This window comes from Amycolatopsis sp. NPDC114504, from assembly GCF_055633595.1.
Genome location: NZ_JBVKDU010000007.1, coordinates 810454 through 828009 on the forward strand (window position 1 = coordinate 810454; position 17556 = coordinate 828009).

Here is a 17556-nt window from a genome sequence, read left to right on the forward strand (position 1 = left end):
GTGCTTGCCGGGCTGCCGCCGCCGCTCACCCCGCCGGACCGGCCCCTGCCGGACGAGCTGGCCGGGGCGAGTTCGCACGGCTACAACTGCCGCTGCGTCGCTGTGCACTTCGGCCTGGACCCGGCGGCTTATGGCGAACTGCCCGCGTGCTCGCTCACCGAGGCCGAGTACCGGCAACTGCTCGGCGAGGCCGTCGAGGTCCAGCAGGAGGCCAAGCGGCTCGCCGCGGCCCGGGACATCGTTGGCGCACAACGGTTGTACGGCCGGATGCGGCAGATCGCGCACCAGCTGGACCGCAGCGATCTGGAACTGGCGGCCGTCAGCGACCTGGCGACGGTCTGCTACTCCGCGGGCGACCTGCGCAACGCCCGGCAGTGCGCCGAAGCCGTCCTCGCGGCCTTCCGGGTGAGCACGGCCGCTGCCGTCCACTTCGGACAGTACGCCGAGGTCAGGATGATCGAAGGGTCCCGCGAGGTGGCCGATCGCGTGCTGATCTCGCTGTCCACCGAGGAGGGGGACGTCGCACGGGCCCGTGAGCTGATCGCGGGACAGCGGCACCGGGCGGCCCTGCGGAAGGCGGCCGGACCGGAGCAGTACCCGCCCGAACTGCTCGACCCGGACGGCACGGACGAGCTGGAGCTGCGGATCCTCGAGGCGCGCGTCCGAGTCGCCGCCGGGGATCCGGCCGGGGCGCTGAGCGCGCTCGAGGAGATCCTGAGCGAGCCGGCGTGCGACCGGAAGCCTTCCCTGAAGGCGATGGCCCAGGCCGAACGCGCCCGCCTGCGCCGGGCCGGCGGTCAGGACGCCGACGCCCGCGCCGATCTGGTCCGGCTCGCCACCGGCCACTCGGCCAAGTACGCCATCGAGCTGGCCGCCGACCGGGCGTCGGGCGGTGACTTCCCGGGCGCGGTGGCGGCGATCGTCGCCGCCCGCGACGAGCTCGCGGCGGCCGGCGCGACCGGCGACGTGGCGGAGGCGAGCCACGCGCTGGGGACGGTGCTGCTGCTCGCGGGCGACGCCCGGCAGGCACGGGACCAGTTCGAGCACGCGGGGAAGATCTGGACGGCCCACGAAGACACGCCCGGCCTGCGCCGGCTCGACGTGGCGCTGGCCCGGTGCGCCGCGGCCGAGGGTGACTGGGAGACGGCCGAGGAGCACGCGACGCGAGCGCGGGAGTCGGCGCGCGCGTCCGGTGAGTGGCTGGAGTGCCTGCACACGGACTTCGTCGCGGCCACGATCGGCTACGCCCGCGGCGACGATCCGCGCGCGTTGCTCGACCTGCTGCTCCCGCTGGCGCTGGCGGCGGCGGACTACCGCTTCGAGTTCGCGTCGCCGCGGGCCCGCACGGCGTGGGCGCGCGACGTCGCGGGACCGGCGACCGCACTGCTGATGGCGGTGCTGGCCCGGCTGAAGGAGCCCAGGCTGGCGGCGGAGCTGATCGAACGCACCTGCGCCGTCGGGGCCTACACGGAGGGACCGTCGCTCGACCTCACCGGGACGGTGCCTTCGCTCGAGGTGGCGCCCACCGGTGACCGGCTTCCGCTCGCCGCGCTGGGCACCGTCACGGCGTCGCTGCCGTTGCGCCTGGCCCCACCGCCCGCCCTGCGGTGGTCCCCGGGCTCGCCGATGGAGCTCGACCGCTGGCTCGACGTCGCCGCCGAGCGATACTCCCTGTCCCGCAAGGAAACCCCGGTCGTGCGCACCTGGCCGGACACCGAGCGGGAGACGTTCCTCCTGCGCTACGCCGACGCCGGGCACACCTACCTCACCTGGCGGACCACCGGCGACCTCGACGACGTCCACACGCACCCGGTCGACGCCGCCCTGGTCGCGACGGCGCGGGAGTACCTGGACGCCGCGTCCCCGACGCCGCACGAGGGCGAGAGCGTCCCCGAGGCCGTCGGGCGAGCGCTGACAGCGTTCGCCGGCGAACAACGGCTGGCCCGCGTCCTCGGCCTGAACCTGCTGCCGGCCGACCTCGTCTCGCGACTGCGGGAGGCCACCGCCGACGGACGGCGTCCGCTGCTGCGCGTCCAGCCGTCGCCGATCCTCGCCGCGGTGCCGTGGGGGCTGCTCGCCCTGCCCGACCGGCGGCCGGAGCAGGCGCTCGAACCCGGTGAGGAAGGCAGCTGCTTCGACGGCGACGAGCGCGTCCTCGACGTCGCCGACGTTTCGCTGCTCGCTCCCGTCGGGATCCCGCGACGGACACCGGCGCCGCCCGGGCCACCGGTCTACCTGCTCGACCCGCGGATCCCCGGTCAGAGCGCGTTCGGTGAGCTGGGCTCGGTGCTGGGCAAGCAGGATCCGGCGTCGCCGCTGATCCGCCACCTCGACGCGCGGCTCGCCGGCGGCCCGGTCCGGCCGGCCGCGACCCGGGGCCTCGATCTGGTCCGCCGCACCGACACCGACCGGCGGCTGCTCGCGCGGCTGCTGGCCGAACCGTGCTCGCGGCTGGTGTTCGTGGGGCACGTCAGCCAGGTCCGCGACGACCACGGCGCGCAGACGGCGCTGCACCTGTCCTGTGCGGCCGAGCTGCCCGGTACCGCCGCGCCGATCGGTGCGCACCGGCCCTTCACCGCCGCGGACCTCGCCCTGTCCGAAGTGGCCGCGATGCCGGCGCGGGTGGCCCTGATCGGCTGCGCCAGCGCGAGTGACTTCGGCCTGGCCGAGCCGTTCGGTGTGCTGCTCGCGGCCGTCGCGGCCGGGGCCCGGCTGGTGGCCGCGACGGTGTGGGCGCTGCCGACGTCGGCGGCGGTGCCCGGCGCGGACCCGATGGCCGAGCTGGTGATCGCCGTCGACACGGCGCTCGCCGGCGACGACCCGGTCGCCGAGCTCTGCGCGTGGCAGCGGACCCGGCTCGCGCGCTGGCGCGAACGGGCCGAGCCCGACTGCTCACCGGTCTTCTGGGCCGCGCTGACCTGCCTCGACGCCTCCGACGACGGGCAAACCTGGGTTCGGTAGCGGCCGGCCCGCCCGAAGCTGTGTGCACACCACACAGCGAAAGGCGGGACCGATGTTCAAGAAGATCCGCGACAAGGTCAACGAGGCCACCCAGCAGGGCATGGCCCGCGGCGCACAGGACTTCCGGCAGCACGCGGAGCAGTTCCGGCAGGCTGCGGCGGCGCAGGGGTACGACATCACCCCGCAGCTGCCGACGCCGCAGCTGGCCGCGCAGGCGATGCGTGGCATGGCCGCCGACCCGGACCTGGCGGCGTTCATCGCGCTGCCGCCCGAGGAGCAGCTGCGCCAGCAGCAGGAGCTGCAGGCCTACGGCTCCGAGCTGCGACGGCTGTACGACACGTGCGAGCCGGCCACGCTGGTCATCCGCGCACTGGAGCCGACCGGCCGGACCGTTGCCGGGCAGGCGCGGTACACGGCGACACTGGAGGTCACCCGCGCCGACGGCACCACCTACCGGACGGTGACCCCGCTGATCACGCCGCAGGCGACGATCCAGCAGTACGCGCCCGGCACCCGGCACGAGGCCCGCGTCGACCCCGCCGACCCGGCGAAGGTCGCCGTGTTCGGCCCGATCGACTAGGCGGCCGCCGTGTTCGGATTCGTTCCCGGGCTCGTGGACCCGCCCCGGCGGGGCCGCCGGTCCGCGCGGCGGCTGTGGCTGCTCGGGATCCCGACGACGCTGGCCTGGGCCGCCGCGGGCTGGTCCGGGTCGCTCGGGATCCTGGACAGCTTCCGGCTGATGTCGCTGAACCGCCTCGACGCGTGGGGGGCCGACGCGGGCTCGGCGGCATCACTGGTGCTGTTCTTCAGCGTGGCGGTCACGGTGGCCTCGTCACTGGGGTTCGCGATGCTCTGGAGCGCCGGGCTGTCGCTTGACGGCGTCGGCCTCGGCTTCCGGGCGAGCTCGCTGACGGCGTCACTGGGCGTGGCGCTGGGCGGCGGCGTCGCGATCCCGTCGTGGACCCCGCCGGAGTCGGTGGGACAGCGGCTGCCGTTCCTCGACGGCGAGGCCGAGCCGTGGTCGGACGTGGACTGGGTCGTCTACTACGAGCCGTACCTCGTCCCGGCGGTGGCCGCGCTGGTGGCGCTGGTGACGATCGTGGTGCTGCTGCGGGCGTTCCTGCGGGAGGCGGAGGCGGACGACCGGGTGGAAGGGCTGCGGCAGCGGGGGCGGCAGGTCACCGGTCAGGTGGTGCACGTCGAGTTCACCAACGTCTGGGTGATGGGCAACCCGCGGTTCGTCGTCCACGTCCGCTTCCCGACGGAGACGGGGGACCGCACGGTGGTGGCGACGATGGTGACCTCGCTGTTCCAGGCACCGTCCCGCGGTGCGGCGGTGACGGTGCGGTACGACCCGCAGGACCCGGAAAGTGTGCTGGTGGAACCGGAGGGGGCGGCGTTTCCGGGGCCGGCGTCCGGCTAGCCGCCAACCCCTAAGGGGCTCGTGGGAGCGGGCCGGCGGCCGGTAGACATATCGGACTAACCCGGACTCGACTCCCGAACGAGGAGATTCCCATGTCCCCACGCCGGCCGGTCTTCCGCGGCCTGATCCTCGCCTTGGTCGTGCTCTGCCTGGCGCCGATTCCGGGCGTGGCGGCCGCGACCGGCCCGCGGTACGCGGTCGCCGGGCTGCACCGGCCGGTCGACCTGCTCGTCGACAAGTGGGGCGTGCCGCACATCTACGCGGCCGACACCAGTGACCTCTTCTTCGCCCAGGGCTTCAACATCGCCCGTGACCGGCTGTTCCAGGTCGACACCTGGCGCCGCCGCGGGCTCGGGATGCTCAGCGAGGTGCTCGGTCCGTCCTATGTGGAGCAGGATCGCGCCGCCCGGCTGTTCCTCTACCGCGGTGACATGGACGCCGAGTGGGCGTCCTACGGTCCGGAGGGCAGGCTGGCCGCCACCCGGTTCGCCGAAGGCATCAACTCCTACGTCGACTGGCTGGGCCGCAACCCGTCCGCGCTCCCGCCGGAGTTCGCGAAGCTCGGCTACCAGCCCGCCCACTGGCGCCCGCAGGACGTGGTGCGGATCCGCACGCACGCCATCGGCGAGAACCTGATGTGGGAGGTCGCCCGCGCGAAGCTGGTCTGCCTGGCCGGCCCCGGCGCGAGCCGCTACCTGCGCTCACTTCACCCGGACCACGAGGCCGCGGTGCCGGCCGGACTCGACCCGTGCTCGGTGCCCGACGACGTGCTCAAGGTGTACGACCTCGCGACCGCCGCGGTGAACTTCACCGGCAGCGGCTTCCGGACCGAGACCAAGGACATCGCCGACGCGACCGCCGGCAGCAACGCCTGGGCGATCGGGCCGGGGCGCACCGCGTCGGGGCGTCCCATCCTGGCCAACGACCCGCACCGCGGCGCGGACGCCCTGCCGTCCGGCCGGTACGTCGCGCAGCTGTCGGCCCCCGGGCTGAACCTCGCCGGCGCGGGCGAGCCGTGGAACCCGGGGATCGCCATCGGACACAACGAGAACATCGCGTTCGGCCTGACCAACCTGCCGATCGACCAGACCGACCTCTACGTCTACGACCTCGACCCGGACGACCCCACCCGCTATCGCTACGGCACCGGCTGGGAGAAGATGACCACGGTCACCGAGCCCATCGCGGTGCGCGGCGGCACGCCGGTCACCAAGGACCTGTCCTTCACCCGGCACGGCCCGATCGTCAAGGTCGACGAGGCGGCGCACAAGGCGTTCGCGGTCCGCACGGCGTGGACGCAGCCGGGCGCGTCGGCCTACCTGGGCAGCCTGAACTACCAGCGGGCCAAGAACTTCGGCGAGTTCACCGCGGGCATGCGGACGTGGGGGACGCCGGGCTCGAACCTCGCCTACGCCGACGTGCGCGGCAACATCGGCTACGTCCCGGCGGGGCTGACGCCGCGTCGCACCGGCGCGGACTACGACGGCCTGCTGCCCGTCCCCGGCGACGGCCGCTACGACTGGAACGGCTTCTACGCCAACAGTGAGCTGCCAGGCCAGTACAACCCGCCGTCGGGGTACTTCGCCTCGGCCAACGACTTCAACATCCCGCCGCGGCACCCGGTGGTGTCCAACTACGAATGGCAGCTGCCCTACCGCAAGCAGCGCATCGACGAGCTGATCGAGTCCAAGCCGGGCGCTACCGTCGCCGACTCGCTCGCGCTGCAGAAGGACGAAAAGTCGCTGGTGGCCACGCAACTCGTGGAGTTCGTGCGCGGGCTGTCGTCGACGGACCCGGACACGGCGAAGGCACTGGAGCTGCTGCGCGGCTGGGACGGCGTCGCCTCGGCGGATTCGCCGGCGGCCGCGCTGTACGAGACGTGGATCATGAAGTACCTGCACTACGTCTGGGCGCACGCGGTGCTGCCGCAGGCCGCGGCGGACGCGCTGGTCCGCACCATCAACCCCGACTTCAGCCTGATCATCGCGTCCTTCAAGGACCCGGCGAACTGGCTCGGCCCGGACGGCGCGGCGGTGCGCGACCAGCTGATCCTGACCTCGCTGCCGGTGGCCTTCCGCGACGTCGCCGGCCAGCTCGGCCCGGACCCCTCGACGTGGCACTGGGGTTCGTTGCACCACAACGAGTTCAAGCACCCGCTGGGCAGCCCGAACGTCGGCCCCACCCCGATCGGCGGCGACTACCACACGATCCACCCGTCGTTCTTCCACCCGCTGACGTACGCCCAGATCATCGGGGCGACGTTCAAGATGGCCCTGGACGTCGGCAACTGGAACGGCTCGGCGGCGATCAACGCACCGGGGCAGTCGGGAGACCCGCGCAGCCCGCACTACAGCGACTTGAACGCGCTGTGGGCCTCGGGAGGGTCGTTCCCGTTGCTGTACAGCCGCGGCGAGGTCGAACGCAACCTCGACCAGCGGATCCGGCTGATGCCGGCGTGACGACGCGCCGGGCGGCCGGTCATCCCAGCCGGGCGGCGCGGGTCAGGAGGTGGCGGCGCTCGGGTTCGCTCGTGGTGCGGCGGGCCGCCTCGCGGTAGCCCGTGCGCGCCGCGTCGAGGTCGCCGGCCAGCTCCAGCAGGTGGGCTCGCACCGACACCAGGTGGTGCGAAGCGGAAATCCGCTCGTCGGCCGAGAGGGCGTCGAGCAGGGCCAGCCCCGCCGCGGGCCCGTGGACCTCGGCCACCGCCACCGCCCGGTTGAGCGTCACCGTCGGGTTGGGGGCCACGCGCTCGAGCACCGTGTAAAGAGCCAGGATCTGCGGCCAGTCGGTGGCCGAAGCGGTGGCCGCCTCGTCGTGGACGGCGGCGATCGCGGCCTGGAGCTGGTACGGGCCGATCGGGCCGCTCGACAGGGTGGCGGTCACGAGGGCCACGCCCTCGGTGATGGCTTCGGCGTCCCAAAGCGACCGGTCCTGCTCGCTCAGCGGCACCAGCGACCCGTCGGCGGCCGTGCGGGCGCGGCGGCGGGCGTCGGTCAGCAGCAGCAGACTCAGGAGCCCGGCCACCTCGCCGTCGGCGGGGACCAGCCGGTGCAGCTCGCGGGCCAGCCGGATCGCCTCGGCCGTCAGCTCGGCCCGCACCAGCCGCGTCCCCGACGTCGCCGTGTAGCCCTCGTTGAAGACGAGGTAGACGACCTGGAGCACGACGCCGAGCCGCTGTGCCTGCTCGGCCGGCGGTGGCAGGTCGAAGCCCGCGCCGGCCGCCTTGATGCGCTGCTTCGCCCGGCTGATGCGCTGCGCCATGGTCGCCTCGGGCACGAGGAACGCCCGGGCGATCTCGGCGGTCGACAGGCCGCCGACGGCCCGCAGGGTCAGCGCGACCTGCGACGGCGGCGTCAGCGCCGGGTGGCAGCACAGGAACAGCAGCGTGAGGGTGTCGTCGTCGGCGGAGCCGGCGTCCCCGGCGGGCGGAGTGCGGAGGGCATCGGCCTCCTCCCGCCGGCGACGGGCCGCGTCGCTGCGCACCTGGTCGGCGAGGCGCCGCGACGCCACCGTCACCAGCCACGCCCGGGGATTCTCCGGCCACCCCTCCGCCGGCCACTGGGCCGCGGCCGCCGCCAGTGCCTCCTGGACGGCGTCCTCGCAGGCGTCGAACTGGCCGTACCGGCGCACCAGCGCGCCGAGCACCTCCGGGACGAGCCGCCGGACGGCCTGCCAGTCGGTCACGGCTCGACGTTGGCCTCGTGCATGAGCGGCCGGACCTCGACACCCCAGTGGCGCGCCGACGGGTTGCGGGCCGCGATCTCCAGCGCCCGGTCCAGGCTGTCGCAGTCGAGGATCGTGAAGCTGCCCAGGTACTCCTTGGCCTCGGCGTACGGGCCGTCGGTCACCACCGGCGTCCCGCCGGCGACCCGGACCATCTTGGAGTTCATCTGGTCGGCCATCCCGTAGGCGCCGACCAGCTCACCGGACTCGAACAGCTCCTGGTTGAGGGCATCGGTCTCGCGGATGAGCTCGGCGAGGGTCTCCGCGCCGATCGAGGTGAAGGCTTCCTCGTTGCCGTAGATCAGCAGCATGTATTTCACGGCTCGTTCCTCTCTCACCGGCCGACCAGTTCGCCACTGGCCCCGCGATCGTCCAGCACCAGCTTCGACCGCCCGGTGACGGTATAGCGGATGTGGGTGACCCCGGGCGACTCGACGACCCGGACGGGGACCAGCTCGATGCCCTCGTCCGGGCCGAGTCCGAGACCGGGGCCGAGCAGGCGCTGGCCGTCACCCAGCAGCACCGGGGCGATGTGCAGGTCGAGCTGGTCGAGCAGCCCGGCGGCCAGCACCTGGCGCAGGAGCTCCCCGCCGCCGGCGATCGCCACGTCCTTGTCGCCGGCGGCGTCCCGGGCCAGCTCGACGGCCCGCTCGAGCCCTTCGGTGACGAAGGTGAAGGACGTGCCACCCTGGCGTTCGAGCACGTCCCGGTGACGGTGGGTGACGACGAACGCCGGGGCGTGGAACGGCGGCTCGTCGCCCCAGGGGACCTCGCCGGCGTCGAACATCCGCCGGCCCATCACGTAGGCGCCGGCCGCCGCGAAGGTCTCCTCGACGATCTCCGAGTCGGCCGACCGCTCGCCGCCGGCGAAGCCCTGCCGCTCGCGCCACGCCGCGGCGTCGACGGCCCAGCGGGTGACCCGGAAGAAGCCGGGCGCTTCGGGGCCGCGCATCCAGCCGCTCATGTCGTGGGGGTGCCGCGGGTGGCGCGGTCCGGTGTAGAAGCCGTCGAGGGACACCGACATCTGGGCGGTCACCTGGGTCATCGTTCGTGCTCCTGTCGTGGTGGGCGGCCCATCTCGGCCGCCGATGTCCACTGGTCGGAGCCGATCGCCCGTTCTCGACACGGGCCGGCGAGAAAAATGAGCTTTCGTGGTTCGCTGGGGGCATGACGGAGGCGGAGCAGCTCGACCTGATCGCGCGGGCGCGGGCCGAGACCGCGCGGCTGGCCGCCGCCCTCGCCCGGCAGCGCGACGGGATCGTCGAGGCGTCGGAGTTCACCAGCAACGACGACGAGCACGACCCGGAAGGCGTGACGATCGCGTTCGAGCGGGCGCAGGTCCAGGCCCTCCTGCGGCAGGCCCAGGACGACCTCGCGGACCTCGACCGCGCCGAGGAACGCGTCCGCGCCGGCACTTATGAAACGTGCGAACGCTGCGGCGGCCCGATCGCGGAAGAGCGGCTCGAGGCCCTCCCGGCGACGCGGATCTGCATCGCCTGCGCGAACAAGGCGCGCTGAGCTGATCGAGTGTCTTCTCCGGCGTCAGCCGGACAGGATCGACGCCGTTTCTTGTTTCCGCGCGAGGTTGTCGGTAGACAGTCCCTCGGCTGATTGAAACGTTTTAGTAGCGGCGGGAGACGGTCATGCGGCGGTCGGGAACCTCGATGAAGAGACGGGCCGTCGTCGTCGCGCTCGCGCTCGCCGCGGCGGTCGTGCCCGCCACGGCCGCGAGCGCGGAGCCCGCGCACGGCGGCCCGCTGCCGCCGACCGCGCTGCGTGCCGACGGCCAGGCGTCGAACGTCCTGGTGGGGAGTCCACGGCCGACGCTGGCGTGGACGGTGAACGACACCGGCCGCGCGGAAACCCAGACGGCGTACGAAATCCGCGTCGACGGCCCGCGCTCCCACTGGGACTCCGGTCGCGTGGTTTCGGGCAACTCGGTCGACGTCGCCTACACCGGACCCGCCCTCGGCAGCGACCGCACCTACGAGTGGTCGGTGCGAACCTGGAACGGCGAAGGCCGGCAGTCGCCGTGGTCGGCGCCCGCCCGCTTCGACACCGGCCTGCTCCAGCCGGCCGACTGGTCCGCGTGGTGGCTGCAGGTCGACGACGGCGCGCTCGTCCGCGGCACCTTCGACGTCACCAAGCCCGTCGCCCGCGCCCGGCTGTACTTCGGCGCGCAGGGGGTCGCCGAGCCGCACGTCAACGGCGCCCGCGTCCGGCCCGAGCAGGTGCTCGACTCCGCCGTCACCGACTACGCCGCGCGCGTGCTCTACCGCGACCTCGACGTCACGAAGCTGCTCAAGCCCGGCCGCAACGCGCTCGCGTTCATGGCCGGGAAGGGCCAGTACACCGGCCGGCCGGCGCTCGTCGCCCAGGTCGACGTCACCTACACCGACGGCTTGACCGCGCGCTTCGGCACCGGCACCGACTGGAAGGCGCACGCCGGCCCGGTGACCGGCGACGACTTCTACTACGGCGAAACCTACGACGCCCGCAAGGAGATCGCGGGCTGGGACACGGCCGGGTTCGACGCCGCCGCCTGGCCCGCCGCGCACGCCGTCGCTCCGGCGTCCCACCGCCAGAGCCTGGCGCAGGGCAAGCCGGTGACGGCGTCGGACACGACCACCTGCTGCGGCTGGTCCCCGGCGGCCGCAACCGACGGCATCGACGGCTCGATCGACGCGTCCGAGGGCTACCACTCGGCCATCGAACCGAGCGCCGACAGCACGAAGTGGGCGCAGGTCGACCTCGGCGCGGCCCAGCCGATCGGCTCGGTGGCGCTGTTCCCGGCGCGGCCGACCAACGACCCCGCGGGGGACTTCCCCGGCGCCGGCTTCCCGGTGCGCTACCGCGTCCAGGTCAGCGACGACCCGGCGTTCGCCACCGCGACCACGGTCGCCGATCGCACGGATTCCGACCAGGCCAACCCGGGCACCGCGGCCGTCACGGTGCCCGCGAACGTCACCGGCCGGTACGTCCGGGTGACCGCGACGAAGCTCGCCTGCGCCGGCTCGAGCTGCACGTTCCGGCTGGCGGAGATCGGCGTCTACGGCCCGGACCCCGCGGTGGTCGACAGCGGCGTTACGCGGCTGCAAGCCGACGTCACGCCGCCGACCCGGATCGTCGCGAACTTCGCGCCGGTCAAGGAAACCCGGCCCGCGCCGGGGGTGCGCGTCTACGACTTCGGCCAGAACCGCACCGGCCAGGCGACGCTGCGGGCGGCCCAGCCCGCCGGGACGACGGCGACGCTGAAGAAGGGTGAGATCCTCGACGCCGGCGGGCGCGTCTCGACCGCGAACATCAGCTTCAACGGCTCCGAACCACCCCGGCAGACCGATCACTACACGTTCAGCGGCGTCGGCACGGAGACGTACCTGCCGCACTTCAACTACGCCGGTTTCCGCTACGCCGAGCTGACCGGCGTTCCCGACGACGCCGCCGTCACCGTGACCGCGCAGGAGATCCACACCGATGTCGCCTCGACGGGCCGGTTCGGCACCTCGGACCCGGGGCTCGACCGGATCCAGGCCGCCGTCACGCAGACGCAGCTGAACAACCTCGAGTCGATCCAGATGGACTGCCCGACGCGGGAACGCCACGGCTGGCTCGGCGACGCCGCCGACTCCGACCAGGAGGCGATGGCCAACTTCGACATGCAGGCGTTCTACACGAAGTGGCTGGGTGACATGGTGACCAGCCGGAACGCCGACGGCAGCCTGCCGTCGGTCGCGCCGGTCAACGGCCGCACCGACTGGTCCACCGACCCCGCGTGGGGCACCGCGTACCCGCAGATCATCTGGGACTCCTACACCCAGTACGGAAACACGCGGCTGCTCGCGACGCACTACGACCACGTCAAGGCGTGGGTCGACTACCTCGGCACGATCAGCGACGCCGACCACGTCGTCGTCAACCCGCCGACGTCGTGGGGTGACGACTGGCTCTCGACGGTCAGCACCCCGCACGGCTACTTCCAGACCGGGTTCTCGTACTTCGACGCGACGCTGCTCGCGAAGATGGCCGGAGCACTGGGCAAGCAGACCGACGCCACGAAGTACACCGCCCTGAGCGGGCAGATCGCGGCCGGCTTCCTCAAGCGGTTCTACTCCGCCGACACCGGCGTCTTCGGCACCGGGACGCAGCTGTCCTACGCCCTGCCGCTGGTCTTCGGGCTCGTCCCGGCCGGCCGCGAGCAGTCCACTGTGGACCGCCTGGTCGGCGACATCGCCGCCCACCAGAACCACGTCACGACCGGGTTCGTCGGCACGACGCTCGTGTTCCAGGCGCTGGGGAAGTACCAACGCAACGACGTCGCGCTCGCGATCGCCCAGCGCACCGACTACCCGAGCTTCGGCTACATGGTGAACCAGGGACCCGGGACCATCTGGGAGAAGTGGGACAACTCCTCGGCGCCGGACGGCACGTCGTCGAAGGACCACATCGGCCTCGGCGGCGCGATCGGCCAGTGGTTCCAGCAGCAGCTGGCGGGCATCCAGCCCGGCTCGCCCGGCTGGCGCGAGTTCACCCTCGCACCCGCCGTCGCCGGGAACCTCACGCATGTGACGGCGTCGCAGCAGACCGTGCGGGGGACCGTCGCCGGCTCCTGGCAGCGCGACGGCAGCACCCTCACCTACCACGCGGTGGTTCCGGTCGGTGCGAAAGCGACGATCCGGCTGCCGCTGCTCGGCGGCAAGCAGTCGTCGGTGCGGGAGAGCGGGCGGACGATCTTCGCCGACGGCCACGCCGCCCAGTCCGACCCCGGCCTGACGGTCGGCCACGCCGACGACGAGACGCTCACCCTGACCGCCGGTTCGGGCGACTACACGTTCACCGTGACGCCGCCGCGCACGCCGTTCACCCGGCTCGCGCTCACCACGGGCACCCCGGCCGCCATCACCGCGGGCGGCAGCGGCGACGTCCCGGTGGTTGTCGAAGGACGGTCCACTGTGGCCGGTCAGGCGACGCTCGGCGCGCAGGTGCCCGCGGGCTGGACCGCGACGACGACCGCGATCCCGTTGACCCCGGCCACTTCCGAGACGCCGGGGAGCGTGCGGATCACCGTGCCCGCCGGAGCCAAGAGCGGCCTGTACCCGATGACCATCACCGTGAAGCCCCCTCGCGGAGACGCGGTGAAGACGATCGTGAATGTGCCGGTGTTCGGCAGCTGGGCGAGCGGCACGACGGCTGCGGCGTCGAGCGAGCACGCGCCGAACGTCGTCAACGGCGCGACCCGGACGTACGGGGCGTCGAACGCGATCGACCACGACCTCGCGACGTTCTGGAACGACGACACCGACAACCGGTACCCCGACACACTGACCGTCACGGCGCCCGCCGCGACCGCGCTGACCGGCGTCGGCTTCGCGTCCAACCCGGACGGCGTCCCGACCGACTTCACCGTCCAGACCTGGGACGGCGGCCAGTGGGCCGACCAGGTCCACGTGACCGGCAACACCGCCGTCTCCCGGTGGATCCCGTTCCCGGCACCGGTGACCACGGCTCAGGTGCGGATCGTCGTCGCGGCCGCGCAGAACACCTTCACGAGGATCGCGGAGGTGACGCCGTGACGCGGCGTCCGCCGTGCGACGATCTGGGGGAACCCGGATCGGACGAAGGAGCCCTCGACCTTGCCCTCGGTGCACGCGCTGTGGTCCCCGGGCCGGGGTCTGCTGCTGTGGGCGGAGCACGACCGGGGTCCGGCCGGCACGTCGAGCCGGTCGGCGCACATCGCGCTCCCGCATCCCTTCGCGGTCTCCAGCGCGAAGCTGACCGCTCTGCACCCCGGCAAGCCCACCTCGGCGACCTTGCTGCTGCCGTCGCGGGCGAACCGGCCGCTCGCCTCCTCGGAGGCGACGGGCGGTAAGCGGCGGGGTCCGGCGCCGTCGGTGCGGCCGTGGTCGGTGCCGGCGTTGATCGTGGACGCCACCGAACTGGACGACCTCGACGACTCGGCGTCGTACGGCGCTTCGGTCACCTACCTGCGGGCGGTCGCCCGCCTGGCCGCGGATCTGGTGCGGCGCGGGCGGGTCCTGCCGACGCTGGTCCGCCAGGGCGACGCGGCGGAGGCCCGGTGGCGCCCGGTGCTGCAGGGCGTCGACTTCGTCGCGTTCGACGCGCTGGCCGCGGCCATGCCGCCGGTCGGGCGGGCCGAGCAGGTCGCGCCGCTCACCGGGGCCTCGCCGCGCGCGCTCGTCACCGATGCCCTGCACACCCTGGTCGACACGGCGGTCCGGGACCGGCTGGCGCGCGCGGATCCGCCCGTCGACCTGCGCGGGGGCCAGGGTGCGGCCGGGGTGTGGCTGGCCGCTCTGCAGGGCGGCCTTCCCCGCGTCGAGCTGCCGCTGGGCGAGCTCGGTGTCCTGGCCGAGGCCGTCGCGAAGTGGGACGAGGTCGCCGACACCGACGTCGTCGACGGCCGGGCCTGCTTCCGGCTGGCCGAAGTCGGCACCCTGCGTCGGCCGGCCGAGGACGACCCCGACGACCATACCGGCGACGGCACCAAGTGGCAGCTGCAGTTCCTCCTGCGGTCGACGGCCGACCCGAGCCTGCTGCTGTCGGCCGGGCAGATCTGGTCGGGCGAGGCGAACGGGCTGGTCCGGGACCCGAAGGGGCTGCTGGTCGCCGAGCTGGGCCGGGCCGCGCTGGTCGAGCCGATGCTGGCGCCGGCCGTGCGCCGGACCCGGCCGGCCGAGTACGACCTGACCGTCGAGGAAGCCGAACGGTTCCTCACCTCGGGCGCGACCCGGCTGGTCGAGGCCGGGTTCGAGGTGCAGCTGCCGGCCACCTGGGACGGCAGGCGCCGGCTCGGGCTCCGGCTCTCCGTCCGCAGCACGCCGTCCGAGCAGGTCGTCACGCGCAGCCGGGTGGGCCGCGACGAGCTGGCCGCGTTCCGCTGGTCGATCGCGGTGGGCGACGCCGAAATCGGCGAGGAGGAGCTGGCGCGGCTCGTCGCGGCGAAGACGCCGCTGGTGCGGCTGCGGGGGAGGTGGATCAGCGTCGACGCCGACCGCCTCCGCGCCGGCCTCGAGTTCCTGCGCCGCGACCCGCACCGGCACACCGGGGGCCCCACCGCGGCCGAGCTGCTGGAGCTCGTCCACGTCGGGCCGGAGACGCCGCTCCCGGTCACCGGCCTCAGCGCCGACGGCTGGGTCGGGGACGTCCTGGCCGAGCGGGTCCCGCAGACGCTGCGGCCGGTCGAGCTGCCGCCGACGTTCCGCGCCACGCTGCGCCCCTACCAGCAGCGGGGTGTCGCGTGGCTGGCGTTCATGGCGTCGCTGGGCCTCGGGGCGTGCCTGGCCGATGACATGGGCCTCGGCAAGACCGTCCAGACGCTGGCTCTCGAGGCGCTCGAGCGTTCCGAGGGCGATCGCCGGCCGACGTTGGTGCTGTGCCCGATGTCGCTGGTCGGCATGTGGCAGCGAGAGGCGGCGAACTTCGCCCCGGAGCTGCGTGTCCTCGCCCACCACGGCGGCGCCCGCGCGCACGGCGACCTGCTCGCCGAGCAGGTCGCCGCGGCTGACCTCGTCGTCACGACCTACGCGACCGCCGCCCGGGACGCGGCCGAACTCGAGACGTTCACCTGGCGACGGCTGGTGCTCGACGAAGCGCACGCCATCAAGAACGCCGACACCGCGACGGCCAAGGCGGTGCGGCGGTTCCCGGCGGGGCACCGGCTCGCGCTGACCGGCACCCCGGTGGAGAACCGGCTGGCGGACCTGTGGTCGGTGCTGGACCTGCTCAACCCCGGACTGCTCGGCAGCAGGTTCGAGTTCCGGCAACGGTTCGCGGCCCCGATCGAGCGCGGCGGCGACACCGCCACGGCCGCCACGCTGCGCCGGCTCACGCAGCCGTACCTGCTGCGCCGGGTGAAGACGGACCCCGCGATCGTCCCGGAGCTGCCGGACAAGATCGAAATCCGGCAGGAGTACCGGCTCACCCGCGAACAGGGCACGTTGTACAGCGCGATCGTCGACGAGATGATGAAGAAGATCGAGAACAGCCAGGGCATCAAGCGCCGCGGCAACGTCCTCGCCGCGATCACGAAGCTCAAGCAGGTCTGCAACCACCCCGCGCACCTGCTGCACGACGGGTCCCCGATCGGGCGTCGCTCCGGCAAGGTCACCCGTCTCGAAGAGATCCTGGCGGAAATCCTGGCGGCGGGGGACCGGGTGCTGTGCTTCACGCAGTACACCGAATTCGGCCACCTGCTCGTGCCCCACCTGACGGACCGGCTCGACGCCGAAGTCGCGTTTCTGCACGGTGGCTTGGCAAAAGGGGCGCGCGACGCGATCGTGGACCGCTTCCAGGCCGGCGACGGGCCGCGGATTCTGGTGCTCTCGCTCAAAGCGGGCGGCTCCGGGCTCACGCTGACCGCCGCCAGCCAGGTCCTGCACCTGGACCGCTGGTGGAACCCGGCCGTCGAGAACCAGGCCACCGACCGGGCGTTCCGGATCGGGCAGGGCCGGACCGTCCAGGTCCGCAAGTTCCTTTGCCCGGGCACCATCGAGGACCGCATCGACACCCTGATCACCAGGAAGCGCGCGCTCGCGGGGATGGTCGTCGGCGAGGGCGAAAGCGGGCTCACCGAACTGTCCGCGGACGCGCTGCGCGGGGTGCTGACCCTGGGGGAGGAGGCGATCGATGACTGAGCCGCTCCCGTGGTGGGCGACCCGGTTCATCCGGGCGTTGACGGCGGTCGGCGTCCTCCTGCCCTCGCGGGGCCGGGGGAGCGTCGTGTCCTTGGCCGTCGGTGCCGGGCGCGTCGACGCCGAGGTGCGGGACGAGCGCTCCTACCAGGTGCGGATCGGGCTGACGGCGTTCGGGAAAGCGGACTGGGCGGCGATCACCCATGCCCTCGCCGCGAAAGCGTCGGCGACGGTCCTGCTGCTCAGCGGCGAGCTGCCCCGGGACGTCGAGCAGATCTTCAAGGCGGTCCGGCTGCCGTTGTTCCCGTCGTCGGCGCGGGAGGTGTCCCTGGACTGCACCTGCCCGGACGCCGAGGTGCCGTGCGGCCACCTGAACGCGGTGTTCACCGCGCTCGTGGCCCGGGTCGGCGACGACCCGTTCACCCTCCTCGCGCTGCGCGGCCGGGACCGCGAGACGCTGCTCGAGGAGCTGAAGAACCGGCTCATCTCCGCCGAGCCGCTCGATCCCGACGACCGGTCGCCGGCCCTGACCGAGGTCATGGACACCTTCTTCGACTGCGGTGAGGCCCCGGGCCTGGGCGGCGCGGCGCCGCTGCACGGGCCGCGGACGTCGTCCGACGCGCTCCTGGACCAGGCCCCGCCGTTCGCGATCACGGTGGGCGGCGAAGCCGTCGCCGAGCTGCTCCGGCCGGTGTACCGGGTGCTCGGCGCCGAACGCCGGGGCCCGTGACCGGCTGACGAAGATGCGACGTGTCGTGATTCGGACGCCGCCGCCCTAGTGACGAACGACGGTGCCGGCGC

The 17556-nt window shown here is 73.3% G+C and carries 11 protein-coding genes; 8 read left to right on the forward strand and 3 right to left on the reverse strand.

Annotation, left to right across the window (positions count from 1 at the left end; genetic code table 11):
- The 4 genes from ACZ7PG_RS50305 (at position 1) to ACZ7PG_RS50320 (ending at position 6843) form a co-directional block, all read left to right on the forward strand.
- On the forward strand, positions 1-2961 hold the full coding sequence (locus ACZ7PG_RS50305) for a hypothetical protein (protein ID WP_470246344.1): 2961 nt from the start codon (positions 1-3) through the stop codon (positions 2959-2961).
- Positions 2962-3013: 52 nt separating this feature from the next.
- The gene (locus ACZ7PG_RS50310) at positions 3014-3541 is read left to right on the forward strand and encodes a hypothetical protein (RefSeq protein WP_470246345.1); all 528 of its coding nucleotides are present in this window, start codon (positions 3014-3016) and stop codon (positions 3539-3541) included.
- A 9-nt stretch (positions 3542-3550) separates the two neighbouring features.
- Positions 3551-4384 carry a DUF3592 domain-containing protein gene (locus ACZ7PG_RS50315; RefSeq protein ID WP_470246346.1) on the forward strand — a complete coding sequence of 278 codons (834 nt, stop codon included), beginning with the start codon at positions 3551-3553 and terminating at the stop codon, positions 4382-4384.
- A 92-nt stretch (positions 4385-4476) separates the two neighbouring features.
- A complete protein-coding gene (locus tag ACZ7PG_RS50320) occupies positions 4477-6843 on the forward strand; it encodes a penicillin acylase family protein (protein WP_470246347.1) in 2367 nt (788 codons plus the stop codon).
- A 19-nt stretch (positions 6844-6862) separates the two neighbouring features.
- On the opposite strand, the gene ACZ7PG_RS50325 is transcribed toward ACZ7PG_RS50320, so the two are convergent.
- Genes ACZ7PG_RS50325 through ACZ7PG_RS50335 form a run of 3 tightly spaced genes read right to left on the reverse strand, consistent with a single transcriptional unit; the run spans position 6863 to position 9152 of the window.
- Entirely contained in the window at positions 6863-8068 is a 1206-nt protein-coding gene (locus tag ACZ7PG_RS50325; RefSeq protein WP_470246348.1) for an RNA polymerase sigma factor, read from the reverse strand.
- Positions 8065-8418, reverse strand: coding sequence for a YciI family protein (locus tag ACZ7PG_RS50330; RefSeq protein WP_470246501.1), 354 nt, complete (start codon positions 8416-8418; stop codon positions 8065-8067). Before ACZ7PG_RS50330 ends, ACZ7PG_RS50325 begins: the two co-directional genes overlap by 4 nt.
- A 23-nt stretch (positions 8419-8441) precedes the next feature.
- Positions 8442-9152 (reverse strand): dihydrofolate reductase family protein, encoded by a 711-nt coding sequence (locus ACZ7PG_RS50335; protein WP_470246349.1) that lies wholly within the window; start codon positions 9150-9152, stop codon positions 8442-8444.
- A 122-nt stretch (positions 9153-9274) separates the two neighbouring features.
- Between ACZ7PG_RS50335 and ACZ7PG_RS50340 the strand changes: the two genes are divergently transcribed.
- The 4 genes from ACZ7PG_RS50340 (at position 9275) to ACZ7PG_RS50355 (ending at position 17485) form a co-directional block, all read left to right on the forward strand.
- Positions 9275-9625: a TraR/DksA family transcriptional regulator gene (locus ACZ7PG_RS50340; protein ID WP_470246350.1), complete on the forward strand. Its 351-nt coding sequence runs from the start codon at positions 9275-9277 to the stop codon at positions 9623-9625.
- Between the two features lie 146 nt (positions 9626-9771).
- Positions 9772-13677, forward strand: a complete 3906-nt coding sequence (locus tag ACZ7PG_RS50345) for a family 78 glycoside hydrolase catalytic domain (protein WP_470246351.1) — start codon at positions 9772-9774, stop codon at positions 13675-13677.
- A 60-nt stretch (positions 13678-13737) separates the two neighbouring features.
- Complete coding sequence (locus tag ACZ7PG_RS50350) at positions 13738-16758, forward strand: DEAD/DEAH box helicase (protein ID WP_470246352.1); 3021 nt, start codon at positions 13738-13740, stop codon at positions 16756-16758.
- Complete coding sequence (locus ACZ7PG_RS50355; protein WP_470246353.1) at positions 16751-17485, forward strand: SWIM zinc finger family protein; 735 nt, start codon at positions 16751-16753, stop codon at positions 17483-17485. Before ACZ7PG_RS50350 ends, ACZ7PG_RS50355 begins: the two co-directional genes overlap by 8 nt.
- The last annotated feature ends 71 nt before the right edge of the window (positions 17486-17556 follow it).